We start from the raw sequence: 22,819 nt of genomic DNA, 5'->3' as shown, positions 1-22,819 counted from the left end.
CACGCCGGGCCGGGCGTGTCGCTGCCGGGAAATCCGGGCGTGTCATGTGAGACTGCTGGGCGTGGTGTGACTCTTGTGGTCGGTGGGTCACGTGCTTAGTGTGCGTGGCATGACCAACCGCGTTCGCACTGCCAGACGGGCCGCCGCTCGAGCCTTGCTGCTCGTGGTCGCCGTCCTCGGCATGGAACTCGTCGTCACCGGAGCCGCCTCCGCCGACCCCGGCTCGGGCACCTGGGCCAAGCTCCGCATGTGCGAGTCGAGCGGCCGCTACACGATCAACACCGGCAACGGCTACTTCGGCGCCTACCAGTTCGACCTCCCCACCTGGCGCAGCGTCGGCGGCCGGGGCCGCCCCGACCAGGCCAGCCCCCGCGAGCAGGACTACCGCGCGCTGTACCTGTACCGGATGCGCGGCTGGCAGCCCTGGGAATGCGGCGGCATGCTCGGCCTGTCCAACGACGGCGACGCCCGCAGCAAGCGCGTCCCCTCCTGGGAAGAGGCCGCCTACATCGGCGGCGGCGGACTGCCGGCCCCGCCCGCGCCCAAACCGCAGCCCACCCCGCCTCCCGGACCGCCCGGCGCGACGCCCGCCTGGCCCGGCCTCGTCTACGCCTACGGAGACTGCGCGCCCGCGCTGCGCACTTTCCAGCTGCGGATGAACGCCTTCGGCTACGGCTTCAGCGGCACCGGCTGCTACTACGAAAAGACCCGCACCGCGGTCCTGGACCTGCAGCGCGCCAACGGGATCAACGATTCGGGCCGGCTGGGCCCGAAGACGTGGAAGGCCGCGTGGGAGGGCAAGGCTCCGCGCTGATCCGCGCCGCTTCGGCGTAGCGGGAGGCGAGCTGCTGGAAAGCTGTCTTCAGTTCGGCCGGGCCGACGACTTCGAGGTCAGCGTCGACCCGGCCGAAGGAAGCGGCCAGCCCGCGCCACGACCAAGCCCCGAGACTCACCCGGCACCGGTCCGGCCCGAGCGCCTCGATGACCCCGTCGGCCAGGTAGCTCGCCGCTTCGGCCGCCGGGAGACGCAGGATCACCTCGCCGCGGCAGGGCCATTCGCCGGACAGATCCGTCCCGCGGAACTTCGCGGCCACGAACGCGGCGACGTCGGCCAGCCCGCGCTCGGCGAACCGCGGCCCGGTGGGCGTACGCGGCGTGATCCGGTCCGCGCGGAAGATCCGCCAGTCCTCGCGATCGAGATCCCACGCGACCAGATACCACCGCTGACCCCACGTCACGAGATGATGCGGCTCCACCCGCCGAGGCGGCGTATCCGTTGGGGCGTAATCGAACCGCAGCACCTCCCGGGCACGCACAGCAGCGCTCAACGCCACAAGCGTCCGCGGGTCCACGCTGGGCGCCGGACGCTCGACAGCGGTAAAGCTCAAGGCGTCCACCCGATGCCGCAACCGCGCGGGCATCACCTGCCGCACCGTCTGCAACGCCCGCTTGGCCGACTCCTTGATGCCGGCCCCGGTCGCCGCCTGCAACGCGATGGCCAGCGCGACAGCCTGGTCGTCGTCGAACAGCAACGGCGGAAGCCGCGCCCCGGCGTCGAGCCGGTAACCGCCGTCCGGCCCCTTCGTCGTGACGATCGGATAGCCGAGCTCCCGCAACCGGTCCACGTCGCGCCGCACCGTGCGCGGACTGACCTCCAGCCGCTCGGCCAGCAGCGCACCCGGCCAATCCCGCCGGGCCTGAAGCAACGAGAGCAGCGACAACAGCCGCGCGGAGGTCTTCGGCACGCCGCCGATCCTGCCTGAGGTAGCGGTCAGGTTCGGTCCGCTACTTCCACGCGCCCCGCTCCCGCAGCACCTCGCGCAGCAGATCCGGCCGATCCGTGACGATCCCGTGCACCCCGAGGTCCAGCAGCGTCCGCATCTGGTCCGCGTCGTCGATCGTCCACGTGTGCACCTCGAACCCGCGCCGCACCGCCGACTTCACGAACGACCGGTCGACCACCGTCAACGGCCCCTGCCGCACCGGGACCTGCGCCAGCCACCCGGACGCGAACCGGCTCACCGGCAGCAGCGGAGCCCAGCCGTTCGCCCACACCAGGAACGCCGAGCGCGGCCCCATCGCGGTCAGCAGCTTCGGCCCCGCCAACCGGCGCAGCCGGGCGAGCCGGGAGTCCGAAAAGGACGCCGCGGCGACCCGCTCGATCGCCCCGGTCCGCCGCAGCGCCCGCACGAACGGGACCACCGCGTCGTCGGCCTTCACATCGATGTTGAAAAACGCGTCCGGCAGCTCCTCGAGCAGATCCTCCAGCCGCGACAACGGCACCCGGCCGTCGATCTTGACGTCCTTGAGCTGCGCCCAGGTCTGAGTAGCGATCGCCCCGCGCCCGTCGGTCGTGCGATCGAGCGTCGCGTCGTGGTGGACGACGACCACCCCGTCCGACGTGGCGTGCACGTCGGTCTCGAGATAGCGGTACCCCTCGGCGACCGCGCGCTGGAACGCCGGCAGCGAGTTCTCCAGCCCCTCCAGGTCGCCGAGATGCCAGCCGCGATGGGCGAAGGCACGGGGGAGCGAGTCGGCGAGGTACGGAAACGGTGGACGCATGCTTCCAGTCTGCGCCATCGGTGTGGCCCCGTCGTGAGAACGTGATGGACAGCTAGAGTCCGGCGCGTGAGGGAACTGGCCGAAGGCGCTCTGACCGGCGACGAACGCGTCGTGCCGCGCCGCACGAACGCCCCGAAACACTGCGGCTGGTGCGGCCGCCGCCTGCCCGAAGCGGGCAACGTCGGACGCCGCCGGCGCTACTGCGGGCAATCCTGCCGCCAACGCGCGTACGAACGCCGGACCGCCCTGCAGCGCAGCGGCCTGCCCGAGGACGCGGTCGTGCTGTCGGATACGGAGATCGCCGCCCTGCAGGACCGGCTGTTTCAGCTGCGGTGCGCTGCGGAGGACATCGTGACCGCGGCCCAGGACGGTGCTTCGGCGGACGAGCTGCGGCAGCTCGCGGAGGAGATCGCGGCTGCGGCGAAGGACCTCGAACAGCTTCGCTGAGGACACTTTATCGCCCCGAAAATCTGGCCTGACCTGCTGACTATTTTCTGTTATGCCAATTGACACAAATGCTCTCCGGGCTCTAGTGTTCCCGCCATGGCCGAACCCCGAGGGCGACCCCGCAAAAATCCTGCGGCCCCAGCACGCTGGACGCCCCCGGAAGGCTGGTCACGGCTGGTCGCCTGGATCTCCCCGGAAGAGAAGAAGGCGCTGAAGCACGTCGCGGTCGAAGCAGACGTGTCGGTGGCGGACCTCGTCCGGTCACTGGCGAGCGGGCTGGCCGAGGGCGTCATCGGCCATGAGGAATTACTGGGGCACGTCAGGAGGGGGAAACAAGTCATGGAGAAGATCCCGACGCTCTTCGAACGCGACGAGCGCTTCCAGGTGGTCGACCGGCCCCGCGCCGAATGCGCGTGGGTCTTCGACGGCGCCGGAGTGGGGACCGAGAAACTCGACGGCACCAACGTCCGCCTGACTGTCCGCTCCGGTCGCCTGGTCCGCGTCGAAAAGCGCCGAAACCCGAACAAAGCCCAGAAACAGCAAGGAATCGTGGACGGCTGGTACGTCGACACCGACGAATCGTCCGCCGACGACAAGTGGATCCTCGCGGCCGCCGGGAACACCGACGTGTCGGAATGGGCGGACGGGGAACACCCGTGCGAAGCGCTCGGGCCGCGCATCCAGGGCAACCCGCTGGCTTTGCCGGATCACCTGTGCGTGCCGTTCGACTTCCAAGCACCCGCGGTGCCGGACGTCCCGCGCAGCTACCAGGGCCTGCGCGAGTTCCTGACCACTTTGGACAGCAAGTTCTCGCCGGGCCAGCTCGCGGAAGGGATCGTGTTCCACCACCCGGACGGACGGCGGGCGAAGATCAAGCGCAAGGACTTTCCCCGGAGCACGACGGTCGCCTGAATTCGGTGGACCTTCCAGCGAGCGGAAGGCGCGGATTGAGGGCATAGACGAGGCGACCGACCGCTACCCGATCGGAGAGCTCGCTCGCCGCACCGGACTGTCAGTGCGGAAGATCCGGCGTCGGAACGGTCCGCGGGCGGCTACCGGCTCTACAGCGCCGACGCGGTCGGTGGCCTGCACCTGGTCAAGACACTGCGCGAACTCGGCCTGGGTCTGGACGAGGTATTCGACAGCGAATCCACGCTGGCCGAAGTCGCCGCGAGCCACGTCGAGGCTCTGGACGCCCAGATCCGGACGGATCGGGCCTGCCGATCTCGGCGACGGGGAGTCACAGGCACTGCTCGAATGGCTGGACGTCGTCGCCGAACCCCGTGTCGAACGCTACTGGGAGCTGCCGAGGACCTGTCGTCAACCGATGTCTGAGCGAGGCGATCTGTGTGCGGCTGAACAGGACAGCCGCGAAAATCCTGTTCAGCCGCGCCGGTCGTAGGGGAGAGGCTGGTCTCCGCACGGGCAACGGTTCCTTGACACGGCCGAGCACCAGCGTCGGCGCGACTCATTGCCAACGGGGGTCGCTGGCATCCGAGCCAGGACCGCCTGTCGAGCACAGTGCGCACTCGTCGTAAGCCGCGCAAATCCCGGCTTACGACTGCGGAAGTTCCGCCGCCTTCGCCAAGTTCTCCAGCGACGCCGCCAAATTGTCCGCCGTCATGGACCGGGCGCGGGTGTTGCGCATCGTGTCGTGGGGGTCCAGCTCGGACCAGTCGTAGGTGTGCGTCACCTCCGTGCGCGTCGCGCTGAGCGGGTTCAGTTCCCAGCGCCACAAATGCCCCGGCGGTTGCTTGCCCGGTTCCGACGGACGCCACGCCACCCGGCGGGCCTCCTCGAACTCCACGACGCGGTTCTCCCGAACCCAGCCGTTCGTGAGGGTCATCGTGAACACGTCGCCGACCGCGTGGACGCGCTGGCCCGGCTTCGCCTCGGCCAGGTTGTCGTTGCCGTCCCAGCCGGGCTGTCGCGACGGGTCGGCGATCAGCTCGAAAATCCGCTCCGCGGGGGCCTCGATCTCACGGCTGGCGCGCACGACGCGCGAAGGTTCGTCAGTCACGCGCTCATGCAATCACATCGGCCTCCCGCGCAGTGCCCTCTCGAGAAGAGTCCTCCCGAGCCAACCCGTTGAGCGCCCGATAAGTGCGGTTGCTCGCCGCGGCGGCCCGCTGCTCCCGGCCGGTCGCTTCGATGTAGTTCTGACTCGTCGCGAGGCTCGCGTGGCCCAGCAAGGACATGATCTCCGACGCGGTCGCACCGTCCTCGGCCAGCCGCGTGGCGAAGGTGTGCCGCAGTGCGTGGAGATTCGCGCCTGTCGGCACGCGGTCGTGCAAACCCGCCCACCGGTAACACGACTTCACCAGATACTCCAGCGCACCGCGGCCGATCGGATCGCCCGCCCGGTCCCGCAGCAGCGGCTCGTTTGCCGAGAACCGTTGCCGGGGAAAGCGTCGACGGCACGACGCTTGATAGTCCTCGATCAGTTTCGCCATCGCCGGCTGCACCGGGATCGACCGGTCCCGGCTGCCCTTGCCGTGGACGTGCAGCCGCAGTTCGCCGTCTCGTCCGACCACCGATCGTGGGGTGAGCGCGCGCATTTCCGCCGCCCGCAGCCCCGCGACCAGCCCGAGCGCCAGAACCAGCACGTCCCGCTCCGGCCAGGGATCCCGCGCGCGCCGGGCACCGTCGGCCGCCGCGGTCAGCAGTTGCTCGGGAGTTTCCTCGCCTCGCAACGGTTTCGGCGTGAGCGGGGGAGTCTTCGGCCGCGCGACGGCTCCCATCGGATTGCCCGGAAGCAGTCCGTCGGAGACGCAGAAGGTCAGGAACTGGTTCCACGTCGACCACGCGCGCAGCACCGAGCTTTTCGCGTGGTTGTCGGCAAACGCGCCGAAAGCAGCCCGCAGCACCGGCGCTGTCAGCTCTTCGACGTCCGCTTCCTCGCGACCCAGCTCCACCAGCAGGAGAGCGGTGATCCCGGCGAGGTCGCGCCGATAGGCGGCAGTGGTGTGCGGCGAGTCCTTGCGCGGCCGCCGTGCCGCGAAGAACGCTTGCTGTGCCTCGGAAACGAGCATAGTGATCTTGTACCGCACAGCACCGACAATTTCGACGCTACCCACTGTCTGATATATGATGCATAATAGCGATTATGCATGAAACATGGCCATGGAAGGGGTCGGGCCGAGCTTGAGAAGGGGCTGAATCCCCTTGGGGGACAGCGCTTTTCGATCAATCCGCTAGCGCCTGGATACTCCCTGTGCAATGTTCAAAGTCAGTGCTCAGGCGTTGCTTCAACGCCGCGAACGAGCCTGACGCTGAGCCGGATCTGCGACGCGTTCATCTGGTCGAGTGGATCTTCAGCCCGGCTGAGCCAGCCTCGGCACGCAGAGAAAGTTGTTGTGCTCCAACCTCAACGTCCAGCCAGTCGCGCTTAATTCGTCACGGTGACGAATTAAGCGCGACCACACTGACAGATCCCGTCGGGGATCCCAGGTTCTTCTCCGAGGCGGCACCTGGGACCCATGGGATCTTGGCTCAGGCGTCGACGTACGACGCGAGGCGAGTCAGCCGATGTTCAGCGTGCGCCAGGAGCGCTCCAGACAGGCAAATTCCAGACAGGCAAGTGCCGACACAAGTCGCGCGACCGCATCAGAGCCCCCGGAGAAACCCCTCCTCAGCATGCTGATCAGCAGGTCACCAAAACGCCGATAATGTACATTATGTCAAGTAAGCGGTCTGACGTGCTGCCCCGTCCGCTGAGGCCGGTCACCACGCCAGCGGGCCGTCGATGTCCGTGTAGGTGCCAGTCGGCCCGTCTGTCCCCACCTGGGCCATCCGGACGATGATCTCCGCGCCTTGCTCAACCGGCTGTCCGCCCCGGCGTCCGTTGATGTCCGTCCGCGTGTAGCCAGGTGCGACGGCGTTGATCCGGATCTTCGGGAACGCCTTCGCGTACTGCACAGTCACCATGTTGACCGCGGCCTTCGACGCCGGGTACGCGACACCGCCGTACGCGTGCTGATGCGTCGCCTGATCGGTCATCCTGCCCAGCGACCCCAGCGCACTGCTGACGTTCACCACCACCGGCGCGGATGAACGTTGCAGGAGCGGCAGAAACGCATGGAGCACTCGTACGACACCGAAGACGTTGGTCTCGAACGTTTCGCGCATCAGGTCGGCTGTCACATCCGATGCGCCGACCGGTTCCCCATCGCTCCGCAGTTCGACGGCGATGCCCGCGTTGTTGACGAGGACGTCCAGTCCCCCGTCCGCCTCGACGGTTTTCGCTGCGGCGAGCACCGACTCGTCGTCGGTGACGTCGAGCTGAACGGTTCGTGCGCCCAGTTCCTCTGCGGCCTGCTGACCTCGAGCGGCGTCGCGCGCGCCGAGGTAAACGGTGTGTCCGGCAGCGACCAGGCGGCGGGCGGTTTCGTAGCCGAGTCCTTTGGTGGCACCGGTAATGAGCGTTGTCGTCATGTTCGCGAAAGTAGGTGCTGGAGCGCGGACCAGGTCAAATTTCGGTGGCAGGATGGTCTGATGCCGCTGCCTGAGCCGACGACGCACGACTGGTCCCGTGATCACGATCCTGAGCACCTGCGGTTGATCCGCGAGAACCCGGATCGGTACGCGCCGACCGGAATGTGTCACTTGATCCTCGAGGTGCTCGCCTGCGCCGCGGACGAGGCCGAGGATCGGGGTGCGGGCCGGGCGGTCGTCGAATTTCACCCGGACGGTTCGGTTTCCGTCTCGGACGACGGTCGCGGGACGCAGATGGCGGCAGGCGAGGACGGGCGGCCGGTGCGGAAGCCGGTGATGGCGACGAAAGACTTCCGGTACTTCGACTCCCCGCCTGCCACTCCCCTCCCGGACGGGCATCCGCGGTACGGGATGTCGGTGGTCGCGGCGTTGAGCGAGTGGTTGGTGCACACGAATCGCCGTTCGGAGGGCGCGTGGACGCAGCGGTATCGCCACGGCGTCCCGGTTGACGAGCTGGTTGCGGTGCCGACGGACGGCGCTACCGGGACGACCGTTCGTTTCCTCCCGTCGGCCGGTCTCGACCACGGCGTCTCCGCCGAGTCGGTGCGGCCGTTGGCGGAGCGGTTGAGCGGGGTTCTGGCGGTCGAGGTCTAGCCCACTCCCCTTGGCGGGCCTTGGCTGATGCGGCGCAGGGTGGGTTCGAGGCGGTCGAGGTCGCTGGTGGTGATCAGTTGCCGTTCGTCCCACCAGGTCGCGGGCGCGGGCCGGGTCGCCGGGGGTGCGGCCGCCGACGACGAATTCGAACTTCTCCCCCGCGCTGTGTTTTCGGGCGCAGGAAACGACATCGCGGACGTCCTGCGCCGCTGGGATGACGCCGTGGGTGGCGTTTTTGAACAGCGGGGCGATGCCGTCCCAGCGTGCGGCGCGGCGGACCGGCCGGCGGTTGGGCCACACGGCGGCGAGCCAGACGGGCGGGCGCGGCTGCTGGACGGTGGCGGGAAGGAGGGTGACGTCGCGGACTTGGTAGTGCTTGCCGTCGTGGCTGACGGGGTTTCCGGACCAGTATTGGTCGAGCAGGCCGAGGCTTTCGTCGAGATGCTCGGCCAGGACGACCGGGTCGGTGGGTTCGCCGAAGCTGCCGAATTCGTCCTGGATCGGTCCGCCGAGGCCGGCGCCGAAGATGACGCGTCCGCCGCTGAGGGCGTCGAGGGCGGCGACCTGGCGGGCGAGGTGCTCGGGACGGCGGCGGGGCACGGCGGTGACCAGCGTGCCGATCTTGAGCGTGGAGGTCGCGAGCGCGGCCGCGGTCAGCAGCATCCAGGGATCGCCGAACGGCTGGCCGTGGCGGGTTTCCTTGTCGTGGACGACGTGGTCCCAGAGGAACAGCGCGTCCCAGCCTTCTTGTTCGGCGGCCGCCGCCACTCTCGCCACGGTCCGGGCATCGGCGAAATCGCCGAAGTTCGGGATGTTGATCGAGAAGCGCATACCGGGCATGGTCCCGGCGGAAGAGGCGGTGCGGCAAGCGATTAAGCCAGTCGGCCAGAGTGCGGCGAGAACCGGGCGGTCGGATCCAGTCGTTGACGCAAGTTGTGAATCGATGGTTCACTTCTTGCCGTGGCCTACCGCAGAACGCCCAAAGTCCAGGAGCGCCTCGACGCGCTCCGGGAGACGATCCTGGACGCCACCGTGCAGCAGTTGGCCGAGCACGGCTACTCCGGCTGTTCGGTAGCCGCCGTCGCCGAGCGGGCGGGTGTTGCTGTCGGCACGGTGTACCGGCACTTCCCCACCAAGGCCGATCTGGTCGTGCGGGTCTTCCGGCAGGTCGTGTCGCGCGAGGTCGAGGCCGTGCGGTCCGCGGCGACGGGACCGCACGATCCGGTCGCGCGGGTGGTGGCGGTGTTCGAGACGTTCGCGCTGCGGGCGTTGAAGGCGCCGCGGCTCGCGTATGCGTTGCTGGCTGAGCCGGTGGACGCCGTCATCGACGCGGAGCGGCTTGAGTTTCGGCGGGTGTTCCGGGACGTCGTGGCCGAGCACGTGGCCGAAGGGGTGCGGACCGGGGTGTTGCCCGCGCAGGACGCGGCGGTCAGTGCGGCGGCGTTGGTCGGCGCTGCGGCGGAGGTGTTGATCGGCCCGCTGACCAGCGGCGGGTCGGCGGAGGTCAGCGAGTTGAGCACGTTCGTCGTGCGGTCACTGGGAGGTTCGGATGCCCGCAACGCATGAGGTCGTCAATCAGGTTCCGCCGCTGGAGCACGACGTCGCCGCCGATCCGGCGCTGGCGGAGGCGGTCGGGCGGACGGAGGCGTCGTGGGTCGTCGGCGAGCTGCACGAGCTCGGGCGGCTGGCGGGCAGCGGGCAGGTGCAGGAGTGGAGCCGGCTGGTCAACGAGAACGAGCCGGTGCTGCGCACGCACGACCGGTTCGGCCACCGGATCGACGAGGTCGAGTTCCATCCGCATTGGCACGACCTGATGAACGTCGCGGTGTCGCACGGGCTGCAGGCCGCGCCGTGGCGGGACGGGCGGCCCGGGGCGCACGCGGCGCGGGCGGCGAAGTTCTACGTCTGGAGCCAGTCCGAGGCCGGGCACACCTGTCCGATTTCCATGACGTACGCGGCGGTTCCGGCGTTGCGCGCGAACCCGGAGCTGACCGAGAGGTACGAGCCGCTGCTGGCGTCGACCGAGTACGACTTCGGGTTGCGCGAGCCGAGCACGAAACGCGGTCTGATCGCGGGCATGTCGATGACCGAGAAGCAGGGCGGTTCGGACGTCCGCGCGAACACGACTGCCGCGCGGCCGGCGAGCGACGGCAGCTACCGGCTGGTCGGGCACAAGTGGTTCACGAGCGCGCCGATGTCGGACATGTTCCTCACGCTCGCGCAGGCCCCCGGCGGGCTGTCGTGCTTCCTGCTCCCCCGCGTGCTCCCGGACGGCAGCCGGAACCCGATCCGGTTGCAGCGCTTGAAGGACAAGCTCGGCAACCGGTCGAACGCGTCGTCGGAGATCGAGTACGACGACGCGGTGGGCTGGCTCGTCGGCGAGGAGGGCCGCGGTGTCCGCACGATCATCGAGATGGTCAACAACACCCGGCTCGACTGTGCGCTCGGCAGTTCGTCGGGCATGCGCCTGGGCGCGGTGCGGGCGGTGCATCACGCGACGCACCGGTACGCGTTCGGCAAGGCGCTCGTGGACCAGCCGCTGATGGCGAACGTGCTGGCAGACCTGGTGATCGAGGCGGAAGCGGCGGTGGCGGCGTCGATGCGGCTCGCGGCCGCCGGAGATCGGCGCGACGACGAGCAGGAGCAGGCGTTCCGGCGCCTCGGGCTCGCGGTGACCAAGTACTGGGTGTGCAAACGCGCGCCGATGCACGCGGCCGAGGCGCTGGAATGCTTTGGCGGCAACGGGTATGTCGAGGAATCGGGCATGCCGCGGCTGTACCGGGAAGCTCCGCTGATGTCGATCTGGGAGGGTTCCGGCAACGTCGCCGCGCTCGACGCGTTGCGCGCCATGGGAAGGCAGCCGGAGTCGGTGGCGGCGTTCTTCGCCGAGGCGGAGCTCGCGGCGGGCGGGGACGCGCGGCTCGACGACGCGGTCGACCGGCTCAAGAAGGATCTGTCCGATGTGGACGATCTGGAGTTCCGGGCGCGGCGGGTGGTCGAGTCGATGGCGTTGGTGCTGCAGGGTTCGCTGCTCGTGCGGCACGCGCCGCGCGCGGTGGCGGACGCGTTCTGCGGCACGCGGTTCGGCGGCGACTGGGGCCTGGCTTTCGGCACTTTGCCCGCTGGAACCGACACTTCCGCGATCATCGCCCGCGCCCGCGTCTAGTCCGCGTGTTTCGCCGGACAGGGCGCGGCGGGCAGCGCTACTGTCCCTGCCCGTGACCGAACCTGTTTACGTAACCGAGACGCGGACCGCGTACGACACCGTCGCCGAGTCGTACGCCGAAATGCTGAAGGATTTCCTCGAGTCGAGCACGTGGGACCGGACGATGCTCGGCGCGTTCGCGGAGCTGGCCGGAGAGGGACCGGTGGGTGATCTGGGCTGCGGCCCCGGCCGTCTCACCGGGTACGTCGCCTCGCTGGGAGTGGACGTCTTCGGCGTCGACCTGTCCCCCGCGATGGTCGAGGTCGCCCGCCGGACGCATCCGCACCTGCGTTTCGAGGTGGGCTCGCTGGCCGCGCTCGACCTCGCCGACGGTTCGCTCGCCGGGGCGCTCGCGTGGTACTCGCTGATCCACACGCCGCCGGAGGAGCTTCCGGTGCTGGCCAAGGAACTCGCCCGGGTGCTGCGGCCTGGTGGCTGGCTGCTGACCGCGTTCCAGGTGGGCGACAACCAGCGCCGCCGCATCGAGAACGCCTACGGCCACGACATCGCGGCCGACGCGTACCGGCTCGACCCGGACTTCGTCGCGCAGCTGCTCGCCGACGCCGGATTCGTGGTCGACGCGCGCCTGGTGCGCGAGCCGGGGCCGAGCTACGAAGCGACGCAGCAGGCGTACTTGATGGCCCGCAAGGAGGGCTGAGGAGCTCCGCTGGGGAGAGAAGGGGGCGGGAGTTTTCCCTGCCCCCTTCAACATATAGCGGACCCCGGGGCTTGCGGCAAGGCCCGGGTGGTGCTCCACAATCGTCCGCCGGAGCCGCTGCCTGCGGAAAGACCGCGGGCGGGAGCGCGGCTCCGGTACAGGGGACGAGAAGTTGACGGTGGACGTGATCGTGGTGGGGGCCGGGCCGGCGGGCGTGCTGCTGGCCGCGGAGCTGCGGCTGCACGGGGTGCGCGTGGTCGTGCTGGAAAAGGAGCCGGAGCCGCCGAGGTTCGTGCGCGCGCTGGGGATGCATTCGCGCAGCATGGAGGTGCTGGACCAGCGGGGGATGCTGGAGCCGTTCCTCGCCGAGGGCTCGACGCATCCGGTCGGGGGTTTCTTCGCCGGGATCCCGCGTCCCGCGCCGGAGCGGCTCGACACCTCGCATCCGTATGTGCTGGGGCTTCCGCAGCCCATCACCGACCGGCTGCTGGCCGAGCACGCGGTCAAGGCGGGCGCGGAGATCCGGCGCGGGTGCGAGGTCGTGGGGCTGAGCCAGGACGGCGACGGGGTGAGCGTCTCGCTGGCTGACGGCAGCGAACTGCGGGCGCGCTACCTCGTCGGCTGCGACGGCGGGCGGAGCACGGTGCGCAAGGCGCTCGGCGTCGCGTTCCCGGGCGAACCCGCGCGGCGAGAGGTGCTGCTGGGCGAGATGGAGGTGACGGCGGATCCCGCCGAAATCGCCGCTCTGGTGATGGAAATCCGCAAGACGCAGCTGTGGTTCGGGGTCGGACCGGTGCGTGACGGGATGTTCCGCGTGGTCGTGCCGGCGGCCGGCGTGGTCGAGGACCGGGAGGCGCGGACGCCGACGCTGGACGAGGTGAAACACCAGCTGCGCGAGTACGCCGGGACGGACTTCGGCGTGCACTCCCCTCGCTGGCTCTCGCGGTTCGGGGACGCGACCCGGCAGGCCGAGCACTACCGCGTCGGCCGGGTGCTGCTGGCGGGCGACGCGGCGCACGTCCACCCGCCGCTGGGCGGGCAGGGGCTCAACCTCGGCCTCCAGGACGCGTTCAACCTCGGCTGGAAACTCGCCGCCGAGGTCAACGGCTGGGCCCCGGAGGGACTGCTGGACACCTACGAGGCCGAACGGCATCCGGTCGCGGACGCCGTGCTGGACAACGTCCGCGCGCAGGCCGTGGTGATGTCGCCCGACCCGGACGGGCGCGCGATGCGGCGGCTGATGACGGAGCTGATGGCCTTCGAGGAGGTCAACCGGTTGCTGCTGGAGAAGGTGCTCGCGCTCGACATCCGCTACGACTTCGGCGACGGGCATCCGCTGCTCGGGCGGCGGATGCCGGACGTGGCGCTCAAGCGAGGACGGCTGTACGAGCTGATGCACCAGGGCCGCGGGCTGCTGCTGGACCAGAGCGGGCGGCTGTCGGCGGAGGGCTGGGCGGACCGGGTCGACCACGTCGTGGACGTGAGCGAGGACCTCGACGTCCCGGCCGCGCTGCTCCGTCCGGACGGGCACGTGGTCTGGGCGGGCGAAGATCAGCAGGAACTGGACATGCGGATGTTGCAATGGTTCGGCGCCGTGCGATGAGGACGTAGCGGGGCCCGAGCGGGTTTCCCGGCTGCCCTGGGGGTGCCGGGAAACCCGCTCGGGCGGCGGTCAGAGGTGCGGGCCGCCCCAGCAGTCCTGTTTGCCCAGCCGCACGGACGTGTCGGTGTACACGCCGTCGGCGATGGTGTCCTCCATGATCGACCGGTGGTCGGTCGGGCGCGGCCACTGGTAGCACCAGTGCTGGGCCAGATAGCCGCCCGCCGCCTGGATCGGGTCGAAATCGCAGATGCCGTCGGTCTGGATGCAATAGCGGATGGACCGGACGCCGTCGAAGCCCGGGCGGCCCGCGCCGAACGACACGTATCCGCCGAACGGCGACGGCAGGCCGGCGCCCGGCGGGAGCGTCGCGCTGATCCCGGTTCCGGCCGGGCCGGGCGGCTGCATCGGGTCGGCGAAGAGTTTCGCGCTGAACTTCGCCTTGTCTACGCCGAGCTGGCCGTCGGCGAGGTCGTTGAGGATCATGTTCGCCACGATCGCGCCCTGGGAGTAGCCGACCACGGTGAACTCGGCGTCCGGGTTCTCGTGGAAGGCGTCCTGGACAACGTGGCGGCCGCGGTCGTGGCCGATCGCGACGCTCTGGTCCATCGGGGTCTGGTCGCAGTTCGGCGCGCCGGCGGCTCCGGCGGGATAGTCCACGACCCGCGCGATGCCGCCCCGCAGCCACTCCGGACGGTAGACCGACGCCTTCCCGTCGCAGGTGCCGCCGATCAGGATGTAGTAGTGCGCGCCGTCGGCGGACGCTGGCGCCGCGCTGGCGAATCCCGCGCCGAGCGTGGCGACGACAGCGCCGATCAGCGCGATCCTCCTGGCCTTCTTCACCATCGGGTCCCCTCCGTTTCGAATGGTCAACACGTTACTGAACGTGTTCGGAAAGCTACGGAGAAGCTATGAAATCCTGCTGAACGCAGGATCGCCCGGCGAGCGGCCCGACGAGCCGATGCCGCTGGTCAGACGGCACCGGCGGCGGATCCGAGTCCACCGGATCGGGTGAGCCGCCGCGAACGCCCACTGCCGGTCAAGCCGGGCTTCTCCCCTGACGCGCGCGGCGGGCAGGAGGAACGTCGTGCAGGGGCGGGCCGGCGACCACGGTGTTCTGGACAGTGCCGATCCCTTGCACGGTCATGCGGACGGTGTCGCCGATGCGCAGCGGCGCCGGTTGCCGGTCGCCGCGCCAATCCCACAGTTCGGCGAGGCAGCCGCTGCCGCAGGTCCCGGAGCCGAGCACGTCGCCAGGCCGGACCCAGGCGCCCCGGCTGGCGTAGGCGAGCAGCTCGGCGAACGTCCAGGCCATGTTCGCGAGCGTGTCGCCGCCGACGCGGGTGTCGTTGACGAAGACCTCCATGGCGAGGTCGTAGCGGCCCCCACTCTCGCGGCCGGCCAGTTCGTCCGGGGTGACCAGCACGGGGCCGAGGGTGGTGGCGGTGTCCTTGCCCTTGGCCGGGCCGAGTCCGACGCGCATTTCGCGGCTCTGCAGGTCGCGCGCCGACCAGTCGTTGAGGATGGTGAACCCGGCGATGTGGTCCGCGGCCTCGGCGACGGACAGGTTGAAACCCGCCGTGCCGATCACGGCCGCGACTTCGAGTTCGAAGTCCAGCACGGCGCATCCGGGCGGCATCGGGACCGGGGCGCCGGAGCCGATCGCCGCGTGCGGGTTGGTGAAGTAGAAAGCGGGCGCTTCGTACCAGGCGTCCGGGACTTCGCTGTATCCGGTGATCGCGCGGAGCGAGCCGGCCGTGTGCTGTTCGAAGGTGATGAAGTCGCGGATGCTGGCGACCGGCACCGGGACGGCGATCGACGCGGTTTCGTCCCAGGCCGACCGCTCGCTCGCCGCTGCGGCGTCCCCGGCGGCGAGCACCTCGAAGACATCCGCGGTCACGGGGAGCAGATCGATGCGGTCGCCGTCGACGACGCCGTAGCGCCGTACGCCGTCGACGAGCAAGGACCCGATTCTCATTCCGTCTCCTCGTCGAAGATCGCCACCGCGCGGGTCCAGCCCGCCGACGCCGCGTGGATCTTGACCGGGAAGCAGGCGATCTGGAATCCGGTGGCCGGGAGATTCTCCAGGTTGTGCAGCTTCTCGAGGTGGCAGTAGCCGATGTCGCGACCGGCCCGGTGGCCCTCCCAGATAACGGAGGCGTCGTGGTCGCGGGCGTAGCGCTCGGCGGTGAACCGGAACGGGGCGTCCCAGCTCCAGGCGTCGGTTCCGGTCACCCGCACCCCTTGTTCGAGCAGGTGCAGGGTGGCGGCGCGGCCGACTCCGCAGCCGGAATCGACGTAATCGTCCTGGCCGTAGCGGGCGCCGGCCCGGGTGTTGACCACCACGATGTCCAGCGGGCGCAGCCGGTGGCCGATCCGGTCGAGTTCGGCGTCGATGTCGGCGGGCGTGACGACGTGGCCGTCGGGCAGGCGCCGGAAGTCCAGCTTGACTCCCTCCTGGAAGCACCAGTGCAGCGGCACCTCGTCGATCGTCATCGCCCGCCAGCCTCCGTCCATAGTGGACGCATAGTGGTACGGGGCGTCGAGATGGGTGCCGGTGTGAGTGGTGGCCTCGATCCGCTCGATCGCCCAGCCCTCGCCGTCGGGCAGGTCCGCGGCCGTCGCCCCCGGGAAGAAGCGGAGCAGCTCCGGGACCGACTGCCGGTGGTCGACGTAGGTGATCGAGGGACGGTGGCCGGGCGGGTCGGAGGCGATCCCGCCCCGCAGCGGGACCGAAATGTCCACGAGCTGTCGCATGGCGACTCCTTCCAGGCCTCTTAGCGCGGGATGACGGGGACGAGCAGATGGGAGGCGTGGTCGCCGCCGAGGTGGATCGCGGCGGCGGTCGCCGGGCGGGCGAGACCGGGATGGTCGTGGGTCATGAAGCCGAGGTCGCTGTCCCCGGCGACCAATTCGAGGCGCAGCCGCTCGCCCGGCGCGAGGGTGATGCTGGTGGGCCAGATCTCGACCTCGAGCAGAGCAGGCTCGCCGGGCACGAGGGGAATCTCGCGGGCGTGGGTGTGCCACGGCCGGTGCGGCAGCGACCGCCCGGGATCGGTCTCGCGGTGGGAGGCCTTGAGCCAGCCCATGGCCATCGGAATCGCCCGGGCTCATCAGGTCCATCCGGCCGGCCGACTTGCCGGTGCCCCGGGTGTCGGCGCGCAGCACCGCGTAGCCGCGGGCCGTCCACCACTCGGGATCCGGGGTCTCCCAGACCATGTGCTCGTTGTGCGGCACGAGGTCGTAGAGCGGATAGCGGTCCGGCCAGTGCACGTCCTTGCCGTACGGGCTGATCGACGCCAGCACGGGAAAGGCGCCGTCGTCGTCGGGAAGGAACACGTCGGCCAGGATCGGCGGGCCGCTGCGGGCGGGGACCTCGATGTCCCGTTCGATGCGCATCTCAGTACTCCAGGGGGTGACCGTTAAAGCAAGTCGGATTGCGTCAAGGAGTATGGCGACTGGCTCGCGCTAAAGCAAGCGGACTTGTATTAGAGTGGTGCCCCGTGAGCGATTCGGAAGTCCGGCGACGGCCCGGCGGACGGGCGGCCCGGGTGCGCGCCGCTGTCCTCGAGGCGACCAACGAGCTCCTGCGGGACCAGGGCCTGGCTGGCCTGAAGGTGTCCGAGGTGGCACGGCGCGCGCAGGTGAACGAGACGTCGATCTTCCGGCGGTGGGGCACCCGCGAGAACCTCGTCATCGACGCCCTGCTCGCCGACGCCGCCGAACAGCTTCCGGTGCCCGACAGCGGGACTTTGCGGGACGACCTGATCGCCTACGCCACCTCGCTCGCGAAATACCTGACCTCGCCCGCAGGCAACGCCCTCGACCGGACACTGGCCTCGGCCGGCGACGACCCGATCACCCAGGAGTTGCGCGACCAGTACTGGGACGCCCGCTACGCCCAGTCCGGCCAGATCGCCGCGCGGGCGATCGAGCGCGGAGAGCTGCCCGAGGACACCGAAACCCGCTTCGTACTGGAAATGCTTGTCGCGCCGCTGCACTTCAGAATCGTGCTCACCCGCGAGCCGCTCGAACCGGACTTGCCCGCACGCATCGTCGACACCCTCCTCCGCGGGCTCGTCCCGGCCGCCGACAGCCCTCGATCGAGGGCGTAAATTCCCTGAGGCACGCGGCCCGAGCGCATTGTGGCCCGTACGGTCCAGAACCAGTATGGTCGGCACATGGCCCGGCCCCGCGAATTCGACGAAGATCGCGTGCTGCTCGCTGTCCGCGACGAGTTCTGGGACAAGGGCTACGCGGCGACGTCGCTGGGGGACCTGCTGCGCGTGAGCGGGCTCGGCAAGGGCAGCCTGTACGGGGCGTTCGGGGACAAGCGAAGCCTGTTCCTGCGAGTGCTGCGCGACTACGACGACGCGAACCTGCTGACGCTGCGCGAGGGTCTGGCGTCCGCGGCGCGCGGGATCGACGTGGTGCGCGCGTTTCTGCTCGGCCCGACCGCCGACCCGACCGGAGCGGTTGCGCGTCGAGGCTGCTTGCTGGCCAACAGCAACGCCGAACTGGCCACCAGCACTCCGGACGTGGCCGCTGAGGCATGTCGCAGCTACGACGCGATCGCGGACATTCTCGCCGAGGCACTGGAGCGCGCCCAGCGAGAAGGCGACCTCTCCCCTGACGCCGACCCCGCCGAGACCGCCCGCGCGGTCGTCGTCGCCCAACTCGGCCTGATCGCGCTCGGGCGCACTGGCATGGGCATCGACGTGCTTGCCGAGGCGGCCCAGTCCGTCCTGGTGCGGCTGCTGCCTGCTGCGGCGCAGTAGTCGCAACTCGCCGGGCGGCGCGGCAGCCGGGAAAGGCTGCGCTCCGTCGCTCTTGCCAAGGAGCACGGTCGCGGAACGGGTGCCTGCCTGACGAATCCAGGTCCATGCATGCTCGCACCCTGCGACGCGGCTTCTCGCCGTTTCAGGTTATTGACCACTCGGTCCAGATCTGCGACAGTTATGGACCTTACGGTCAATAACCTTGAAGGAGGGCGGCATGGCCGTCTTGGCAGACAAAGTCGCCGTGGTCACCGGCGGCAGCAGCGGCATCGGATTCGCGACCGCACGGGCGTTCCGCGACGAGGGGGCCAAGGTCTTCGTCACCGGCCGCCGCAAGGACGCGCTCGACGCGGCGGTCGGTGAACTCGGGCCTGCCGTGACCGGCGTGGTCTGTGACGTTTCGGCGCCCGCGGAGCTCGACGCGTTCTACCGAACCGTGCGCGAGCAGGCCGGCCGCATCGACGTGCTGGTCGCCAACGCGGGCATCGGTGCCGCGGCTGCTCTCGGCGAGGTGACCGAGGAGCTGATCGACTCGGTGTTCGCCACCAACGTCAAGGGAACGATCTTCACCCTGCAGCAAGCGCTGCCGCTGCTCAGCGCGAACGCCTCGGTGATCCTCACCGGTTCGACCGCCACGACCCGGCCCAGCCAAGGACTCGAGGTCTACGCGGCGTCGAAGGCCGCGATCCGCAACCTCGCCCGAGGCTGGGCTCTCAGCTCGCGCAAACACGGCTTTCGGGTCAACGTCGTGTCCCCCGGCGGCACGCGCACCCCCGGCCTCCTCGAGCTGGTCCCGCCAGAGGCGCTCAGGCAGGCCGAAGGCGAAGTCCCGCTCGGCCGGCTCGCGGAGCCCGAGGAGATCGCCGCCGTGACGACGTTCCTCGCCTCGGACGCGTCGAGCTACGTCAACGGAGCCGAGTTCTTCGCCGACGGCGGTTTCGCGCAGGTGTGAGCACTCTCGTCAACGCGCGCGAACCGCTGCCCAGCTCAATCCGCGAGAACATCGCCGAAGCCGAAGCCGAAGCCGAAGCCGAAGCCGAAGCCGAAGCCGAAGCCGAAGCCGGAACCTGATCCTGCCGCCTCGCCCGCAGCCGCCGGGCGAGAACGAAAACTCACTGCCCGGCAAGGAAAACAGCGGGCAGACCGGATCCGCCGACGTCAAAACCACCGGACGTCGACCGCTGCCGGAACCTGGCGAGGCTGGCTGGCAAAGCCACACGGCCCGATCTTTCCGGGTGCTGCGGGGATCCTGGCTCCGCAGCACCCGCCTTAGCGGACGCGCGGCGTGAACTCCGCGAGATCCGGCAACGGCGGCACCTCCCGCGCATACGCGTCCGCGGCCAGCACGCCGGTGGTGACCCGGGTGGCCGTGCGGCGGCCGAGTTCGTCGAGGATCTCCTGCTCGGTCCGGCCCCGCGCGAGCAGCAGCAGGAACGGGTCGGCGTCGAGCAGCCACGCGACCTGGAACGACAGCGCGGCGGCGTGCCGGCACGGGAGTTCCCAGCCGGGGCAGTCGCAGTCCGGGTCGAGGTCGCCGATGCCGGGCAGCAGCGGGACGACCTCGGCCAGCTCCGGCGGCAGATGCCGGTCGAGCAGCGCGGCGAGGTGCCCGGAATGGTCGGCGGCGCGGTCCAGCAGCAGCTCCCAGTCCATTGCGGACAGTTCGGCCAGGTGCACGCCGGTGCGGTACGGGCCGTCGTCGGCGTCCTCGGTGGTCGCGGTGATCCGGCCCGGGCTGACCGTGATCGGGCCGACCAGGCCCGCCGCGGCGTAGCTCCGGCCCTTCTTCAGCTGCCGCAGGTCGAGCGCGGTGTCCTCCATCGCCTGCAGCCAGGCGCGGCCCCACCAGGTGCGGGCGAACGGGCCGCGGCCGGTGCGGGCGGGGAACGCGGGGAATCCGCGGACCCGGTCGGTCATCGCTGCCTCCGGAGGGTCACGAGCTCGGCCAGTTCGGCGTCGGTGAGTTCGGTGAGCGCGGCCTCGCCCGAGGCGAGCACCGCGTCGGCGAGCGCGCGTTTTTCCCGCAGCATCACCGCGATCCGGTCCTCGACCGTGCCTTCCGCGACCAGCCGGTGGACCTGCACCGGCCGGGTCTGCCCGATCCGGTACGCGCGGTCGGTCGCCTGGTCCTCGACCGCCGGGTTCCACCACCGGTCGTAGTGCACGACGTGATCGGCGCGCGTGAGGGTGAGCCCGGTGCCCGCGGCCTTGAGCGACAGCAGGAACACCGGCACGTCGCCGTTCTGGAAGCCGCGGACCAGCTCCTCGCGCCGGGCGACCGGGGTGCCGCCGTGCAGCAGCCGCGACGGGATCCCGCGCGCGGCGAGGTGCCGCTCCAGCAGCCGCGCCATCACGACGTACTGGGTGAACACCAGCACCGCGCCGTCCTCGGCGAGGATCGTGTCGAGCAGTTCGTCGAGCAGTTCGAGCTTCCCGGACCGGCCGGCGAGCGTGCCGTTCTCGGGCTCTCCGAGGTACTGCGCGGGGTGGTTGCAGATCTGCTTGAGCGCGGTGAGCAGCTTGACCACCCGGCCGCGGCGGGCCATGCCGTCGCTCGCGGAGATGTCCGCCATCAGCTCGCGCACAGTGGCCTCGTACAGCGCCGCCTGCTCGGCCGTGAGCGACACCGGCCGGTCGGTCTCGGTCTTGGCGGGCAGCTCGGGCGCGATGCCCGGGTCGGATTTGCGGCGGCGCAACAGGAACGGCCGCAGCAGCCGGGACAACTGCTCGGCGACCGCCGGGTCGCCGCCGGATTCGACCGGCTTCCCCCAGCGGCGGCGGAACTCGGCGAGCGGGCCGAGCAGGCCCGGCGTGGTCCAGTCGAGGATCGCCCACAGTTCGGTGAGCGTGTTCTCCACCGGCGTGCCGGTGAGCGCGACCTTCGCCGCGGAAGGCAGCAGCCGCAACGCTTTCGCCGTGTCGGAGCGGTGGTTCTTCACGTGCTGCGCCTCGTCGGCGACCAGCAGATCCCAGCTCACCCCGGCCAGCGGCGCGGGATCGGTGCGCAGCGTGCCGTAGGTGGTGAGGACGAAACCGCCGTCGAGTTCGTCCAGCGACCGCGACGCGCCGTGGAACCGGCGCACCGCGACCCCCGGCGCGAACCGGCGGATCTCGGTTTCCCACGTGCCCAGCAGCGAAGCCGGGCACACCACCAGCGTCGGACCGGCGCCCCGGTGCAGGTGCAGCGCGATGAGCGTGACGGTTTTGCCGAGCCCCATGTCGTCGGCGAGACAGCCGCCGAGCCCCAGCCCGGTGACGGTGTCGAGCCAGTGCAGGCCGCGCAGCTGGTAATCGCGCAGGGTCGCGGCCAGCCCGGCCGGCTGCGGCACCGGCTCGGGATCGGCCGACAGCCGCGCACGCAGGTCTTCGAGCCAGCCGTCGGTGCGGACGTCGACCAGTTCGCCGTCGACCTCGGTGCGGCCGGTGAGCGCGACGCCGAGCGCCTCGATCGCGGTCACCGGCTTGAGCGTGCGATCCCGGGCGCGGTCGGCGGTCTTGCGGTCCAGCAGCACCCACCGGTCCCGCAGCCGGACGACCGGACGCTGGGCCTCGGCGAGCGCGTCGAGTTCCGCGACGCTCAGCTCGCTGTCGCCCAGCGCGAGCTGCCAGTCGAACTGCAGCACCCGGTCGCCGCCGAAGAACGTCCGCGCGTCGGACGGCGCGTCTCCCGGCCGGACGACCGCTCGCGCGGCCAGCCCGGTCAGCTCCGCGGGCCAGTGCACCGCCAGCTCCGCGGCGTCGAGCGCTCCGGCGAGCAGTTCGGCGATCTCGCGGTCTCCCAGCGTGACCGACGACGGAACCGCCGCCGACAGCAGCGGAGCCAGCGCGGGCCACACCTCCGCTCCGTGCCGCAACGCCAGCAGGACCTCGTGCCGCGCCTCCTGGCTCCCGGTGCGCCACAGCTCTTCCGCGTCGAGCAGCGGCTCGGTCCCGCCGTGCACCTGGACGACCGCGCGGAACCGGCCGTCCGCCAGATCGTCGGATTCGATCCGCAGCGACACGCGCAGCGCGGGTTCCACCTCGGCGACGTCGCCGAGGAACCGCATCAGCAGCGGATACGGCTCCGGCAACCGCGCCAGGTCGCCGGGGATCGGCGTCGCGTGGGCATGCGGCGGCATCGCGTCGGCGAGGCGGCGCAGCCACGCCTCCTCGGCCGGGTCGAGCGGTCCGGTCCAGCCGGCCGAGGCGAGCCGTTCCGCGGCTTCGGCGGCCAGCGCCCAGAACCGCGCCGACGGATCCGGCTGATCCGCCGGCGACCGCAGCACCGGTGCCGCTTCCGCGGCGGGCAAGCGCAGCGCGGGCACCGTGCGCACCCCGTCGGCCAGCACGACCTCGACTGTGCCGGGAGTCCCGGGACCGTCCGGCTCCGCGCCGTCCGGTCTCCAGAACACGACCCGTCCCGGCTCCACTACGACTGAATTCAGTGCTCCGCCCTCCCCTGGCTGGCCTCTCCGGGATACTCTACCGGAAAACTCTGTACT

The 22,819-nt window shown here is 70.4% G+C and carries 23 protein-coding genes and 3 pseudogenes; 13 read left to right on the top strand and 13 right to left on the bottom strand.

The features are described from left to right. Positions 1-109: 109 nt before the first annotated feature. The gene (locus ACZ7SW_RS07265) at positions 110-814 is read left to right on the top strand and encodes a transglycosylase family protein (RefSeq protein WP_470229513.1); all 705 of its coding nucleotides are present in this window, start codon (positions 110-112) and stop codon (positions 812-814) included. Here the strand turns inward: ACZ7SW_RS07265 and ACZ7SW_RS07260 are convergent. Both ACZ7SW_RS07260 and ACZ7SW_RS07255 read right to left on the bottom strand, forming a co-directional pair. Beyond that, a complete protein-coding gene (locus tag ACZ7SW_RS07260; RefSeq protein WP_470229512.1) occupies positions 747-1,745 on the bottom strand; it encodes a helix-turn-helix transcriptional regulator in 999 nt (332 codons plus the stop codon). The two genes, ACZ7SW_RS07265 and ACZ7SW_RS07260, sit on opposite strands and share 68 nt — an antisense overlap. 40 nt (positions 1,746-1,785) lie before the next feature. Then, positions 1,786-2,562 (bottom strand): glycerophosphodiester phosphodiesterase, encoded by a 777-nt coding sequence (locus ACZ7SW_RS07255; protein ID WP_470229511.1) that lies wholly within the window; start codon positions 2,560-2,562, stop codon positions 1,786-1,788. Between the two features lie 66 nt (positions 2,563-2,628). On the opposite strand from ACZ7SW_RS07255, the gene ACZ7SW_RS07250 reads away from it, so the two are divergent. The 3 genes and pseudogenes from ACZ7SW_RS07250 to ACZ7SW_RS07240 form a co-directional block, all read left to right on the top strand. Further along, positions 2,629-3,009 carry a hypothetical protein gene (locus ACZ7SW_RS07250; RefSeq protein WP_470229510.1) on the top strand — a complete coding sequence of 127 codons (381 nt, stop codon included), beginning with the start codon at positions 2,629-2,631 and terminating at the stop codon, positions 3,007-3,009. 96 nt (positions 3,010-3,105) lie between these two features. Beyond that, on the top strand, positions 3,106-3,921 hold the full coding sequence (locus ACZ7SW_RS07245) for a DNA ligase-like domain-containing protein (RefSeq protein WP_470229509.1): 816 nt from the start codon (positions 3,106-3,108) through the stop codon (positions 3,919-3,921). 135 nt (positions 3,922-4,056) lie between these two features. Continuing rightward, positions 4,057-4,344 (top strand): annotated as a pseudogene (locus tag ACZ7SW_RS07240) (hypothetical protein); the annotation flags it as partial. A 220-nt stretch (positions 4,345-4,564) separates the two neighbouring features. On the opposite strand, the gene ACZ7SW_RS07235 reads toward ACZ7SW_RS07240, so the two are convergent. The 3 genes from ACZ7SW_RS07235 to ACZ7SW_RS07225 all read right to left on the bottom strand — a co-directional run bounded on the left by ACZ7SW_RS07235 (position 4,565) and on the right by ACZ7SW_RS07225 (position 7,443). Beyond that, the gene (locus ACZ7SW_RS07235) at positions 4,565-5,029 is read right to left on the bottom strand and encodes an SRPBCC family protein (RefSeq protein WP_470229508.1); all 465 of its coding nucleotides are present in this window, start codon (positions 5,027-5,029) and stop codon (positions 4,565-4,567) included. A 4-nt stretch (positions 5,030-5,033) separates the two neighbouring features. Then, positions 5,034-6,059 (bottom strand): tyrosine-type recombinase/integrase, encoded by a 1,026-nt coding sequence (locus ACZ7SW_RS07230; RefSeq protein WP_470229507.1) that lies wholly within the window; start codon positions 6,057-6,059, stop codon positions 5,034-5,036. 673 nt (positions 6,060-6,732) lie between these two features. Further along, positions 6,733-7,443, bottom strand: coding sequence for an SDR family oxidoreductase (locus ACZ7SW_RS07225; protein WP_470229922.1), 711 nt, complete (start codon positions 7,441-7,443; stop codon positions 6,733-6,735). A 60-nt stretch (positions 7,444-7,503) separates the two neighbouring features. Between ACZ7SW_RS07225 and ACZ7SW_RS07220 the strand changes: the two genes are divergently transcribed. Continuing rightward, positions 7,504-8,097 (top strand): hypothetical protein, encoded by a 594-nt coding sequence (locus tag ACZ7SW_RS07220; protein WP_470229921.1) that lies wholly within the window; start codon positions 7,504-7,506, stop codon positions 8,095-8,097. Positions 8,098-8,418: 321 nt separating this feature from the next. Here the strand turns inward: ACZ7SW_RS07220 and ACZ7SW_RS07215 are convergent. Beyond that, positions 8,419-8,928: pseudogene (locus ACZ7SW_RS07215) on the bottom strand (LLM class flavin-dependent oxidoreductase); the annotation flags it as partial. A 129-nt stretch (positions 8,929-9,057) separates the two neighbouring features. Here ACZ7SW_RS07215 and ACZ7SW_RS07210 point away from each other — a divergent pair. From ACZ7SW_RS07210 to rox, 4 genes are all read left to right on the top strand, one after another. Next, positions 9,058-9,663 carry a TetR/AcrR family transcriptional regulator gene (locus ACZ7SW_RS07210; protein WP_470229506.1) on the top strand — a complete coding sequence of 202 codons (606 nt, stop codon included), beginning with the start codon at positions 9,058-9,060 and terminating at the stop codon, positions 9,661-9,663. Beyond that, positions 9,647-11,263 (top strand): acyl-CoA dehydrogenase family protein, encoded by a 1,617-nt coding sequence (locus ACZ7SW_RS07205; protein WP_470229505.1) that lies wholly within the window; start codon positions 9,647-9,649, stop codon positions 11,261-11,263. The genes ACZ7SW_RS07210 and ACZ7SW_RS07205 overlap by 17 nt, the downstream gene beginning before the upstream one ends. A 52-nt stretch (positions 11,264-11,315) precedes the next feature. Next, a complete protein-coding gene (locus ACZ7SW_RS07200; RefSeq protein WP_470229504.1) occupies positions 11,316-11,960 on the top strand; it encodes a class I SAM-dependent DNA methyltransferase in 645 nt (214 codons plus the stop codon). Between the two features lie 172 nt (positions 11,961-12,132). After that, positions 12,133-13,563: a rifampin monooxygenase gene (gene rox, locus ACZ7SW_RS07195; RefSeq protein ID WP_470229503.1), complete on the top strand. Its 1,431-nt coding sequence runs from the start codon at positions 12,133-12,135 to the stop codon at positions 13,561-13,563. A gap of 69 nt (positions 13,564-13,632) precedes the next feature. On the opposite strand, the gene ACZ7SW_RS07190 is transcribed toward rox, so the two are convergent. From ACZ7SW_RS07190 to ACZ7SW_RS07170, 5 genes and pseudogenes are all read right to left on the bottom strand, one after another. Continuing rightward, a complete protein-coding gene (locus tag ACZ7SW_RS07190; RefSeq protein ID WP_470229502.1) occupies positions 13,633-14,436 on the bottom strand; it encodes a PE-PPE domain-containing protein in 804 nt (267 codons plus the stop codon). A 163-nt stretch (positions 14,437-14,599) separates the two neighbouring features. Next, positions 14,600-15,538, bottom strand: coding sequence for a fumarylacetoacetate hydrolase family protein (locus tag ACZ7SW_RS07185; RefSeq protein ID WP_470229501.1), 939 nt, complete (start codon positions 15,536-15,538; stop codon positions 14,600-14,602). Then, entirely contained in the window at positions 15,535-16,317 is a 783-nt protein-coding gene (locus ACZ7SW_RS07180) for a cyclase family protein (RefSeq protein WP_470229920.1), read from the bottom strand. The genes ACZ7SW_RS07185 and ACZ7SW_RS07180 overlap by 4 nt, the downstream gene beginning before the upstream one ends. 20 nt (positions 16,318-16,337) lie before the next feature. Further along, positions 16,338-16,655, bottom strand: coding sequence for a CocE/NonD family hydrolase C-terminal non-catalytic domain-containing protein (locus tag ACZ7SW_RS07175; protein WP_470229919.1), 318 nt, complete (start codon positions 16,653-16,655; stop codon positions 16,338-16,340). 64 nt (positions 16,656-16,719) lie between these two features. Then, positions 16,720-16,959, bottom strand: a pseudogene (locus ACZ7SW_RS07170) (CocE/NonD family hydrolase); the annotation flags it as partial. A 104-nt stretch (positions 16,960-17,063) separates the two neighbouring features. Here ACZ7SW_RS07170 and ACZ7SW_RS07165 point away from each other — a divergent pair. The 4 genes from ACZ7SW_RS07165 to ACZ7SW_RS07150 all read left to right on the top strand — a co-directional run bounded on the left by ACZ7SW_RS07165 (position 17,064) and on the right by ACZ7SW_RS07150 (position 19,409). Continuing rightward, positions 17,064-17,675, top strand: coding sequence for a TetR/AcrR family transcriptional regulator (locus tag ACZ7SW_RS07165; protein WP_470229500.1), 612 nt, complete (start codon positions 17,064-17,066; stop codon positions 17,673-17,675). 66 nt (positions 17,676-17,741) lie between these two features. Next, positions 17,742-18,338 carry a TetR/AcrR family transcriptional regulator gene (locus ACZ7SW_RS07160; RefSeq protein WP_470229499.1) on the top strand — a complete coding sequence of 199 codons (597 nt, stop codon included), beginning with the start codon at positions 17,742-17,744 and terminating at the stop codon, positions 18,336-18,338. Between the two features lie 217 nt (positions 18,339-18,555). Further along, a complete protein-coding gene (locus ACZ7SW_RS07155; protein WP_470229498.1) occupies positions 18,556-19,290 on the top strand; it encodes an SDR family NAD(P)-dependent oxidoreductase in 735 nt (244 codons plus the stop codon). Continuing rightward, positions 19,287-19,409 (top strand): hypothetical protein, encoded by a 123-nt coding sequence (locus ACZ7SW_RS07150; RefSeq protein WP_470229497.1) that lies wholly within the window; start codon positions 19,287-19,289, stop codon positions 19,407-19,409. The genes ACZ7SW_RS07155 and ACZ7SW_RS07150 overlap by 4 nt, the downstream gene beginning before the upstream one ends. 198 nt (positions 19,410-19,607) lie before the next feature. Here ACZ7SW_RS07150 and ACZ7SW_RS07145 read toward each other — a convergent pair whose 3' ends face one another. Next, positions 19,608-20,255: an SWIM zinc finger family protein gene (locus ACZ7SW_RS07145; RefSeq protein ID WP_470229496.1), complete on the bottom strand. Its 648-nt coding sequence runs from the start codon at positions 20,253-20,255 to the stop codon at positions 19,608-19,610. After that, positions 20,252-22,729 (bottom strand): DEAD/DEAH box helicase, encoded by a 2,478-nt coding sequence (locus tag ACZ7SW_RS07140; RefSeq protein WP_470229495.1) that lies wholly within the window; start codon positions 22,727-22,729, stop codon positions 20,252-20,254. Before ACZ7SW_RS07140 ends, ACZ7SW_RS07145 begins: the two co-directional genes overlap by 4 nt. Positions 22,730-22,819: the final 90 nt, after the last annotated feature.

It is taken from the genome of Amycolatopsis sp. NPDC114484, assembly GCF_055633755.1.
The sequence above is the reverse complement of the archived record's forward strand: the minus strand, read 5'-3'. Positions and strand labels throughout refer to the sequence as shown.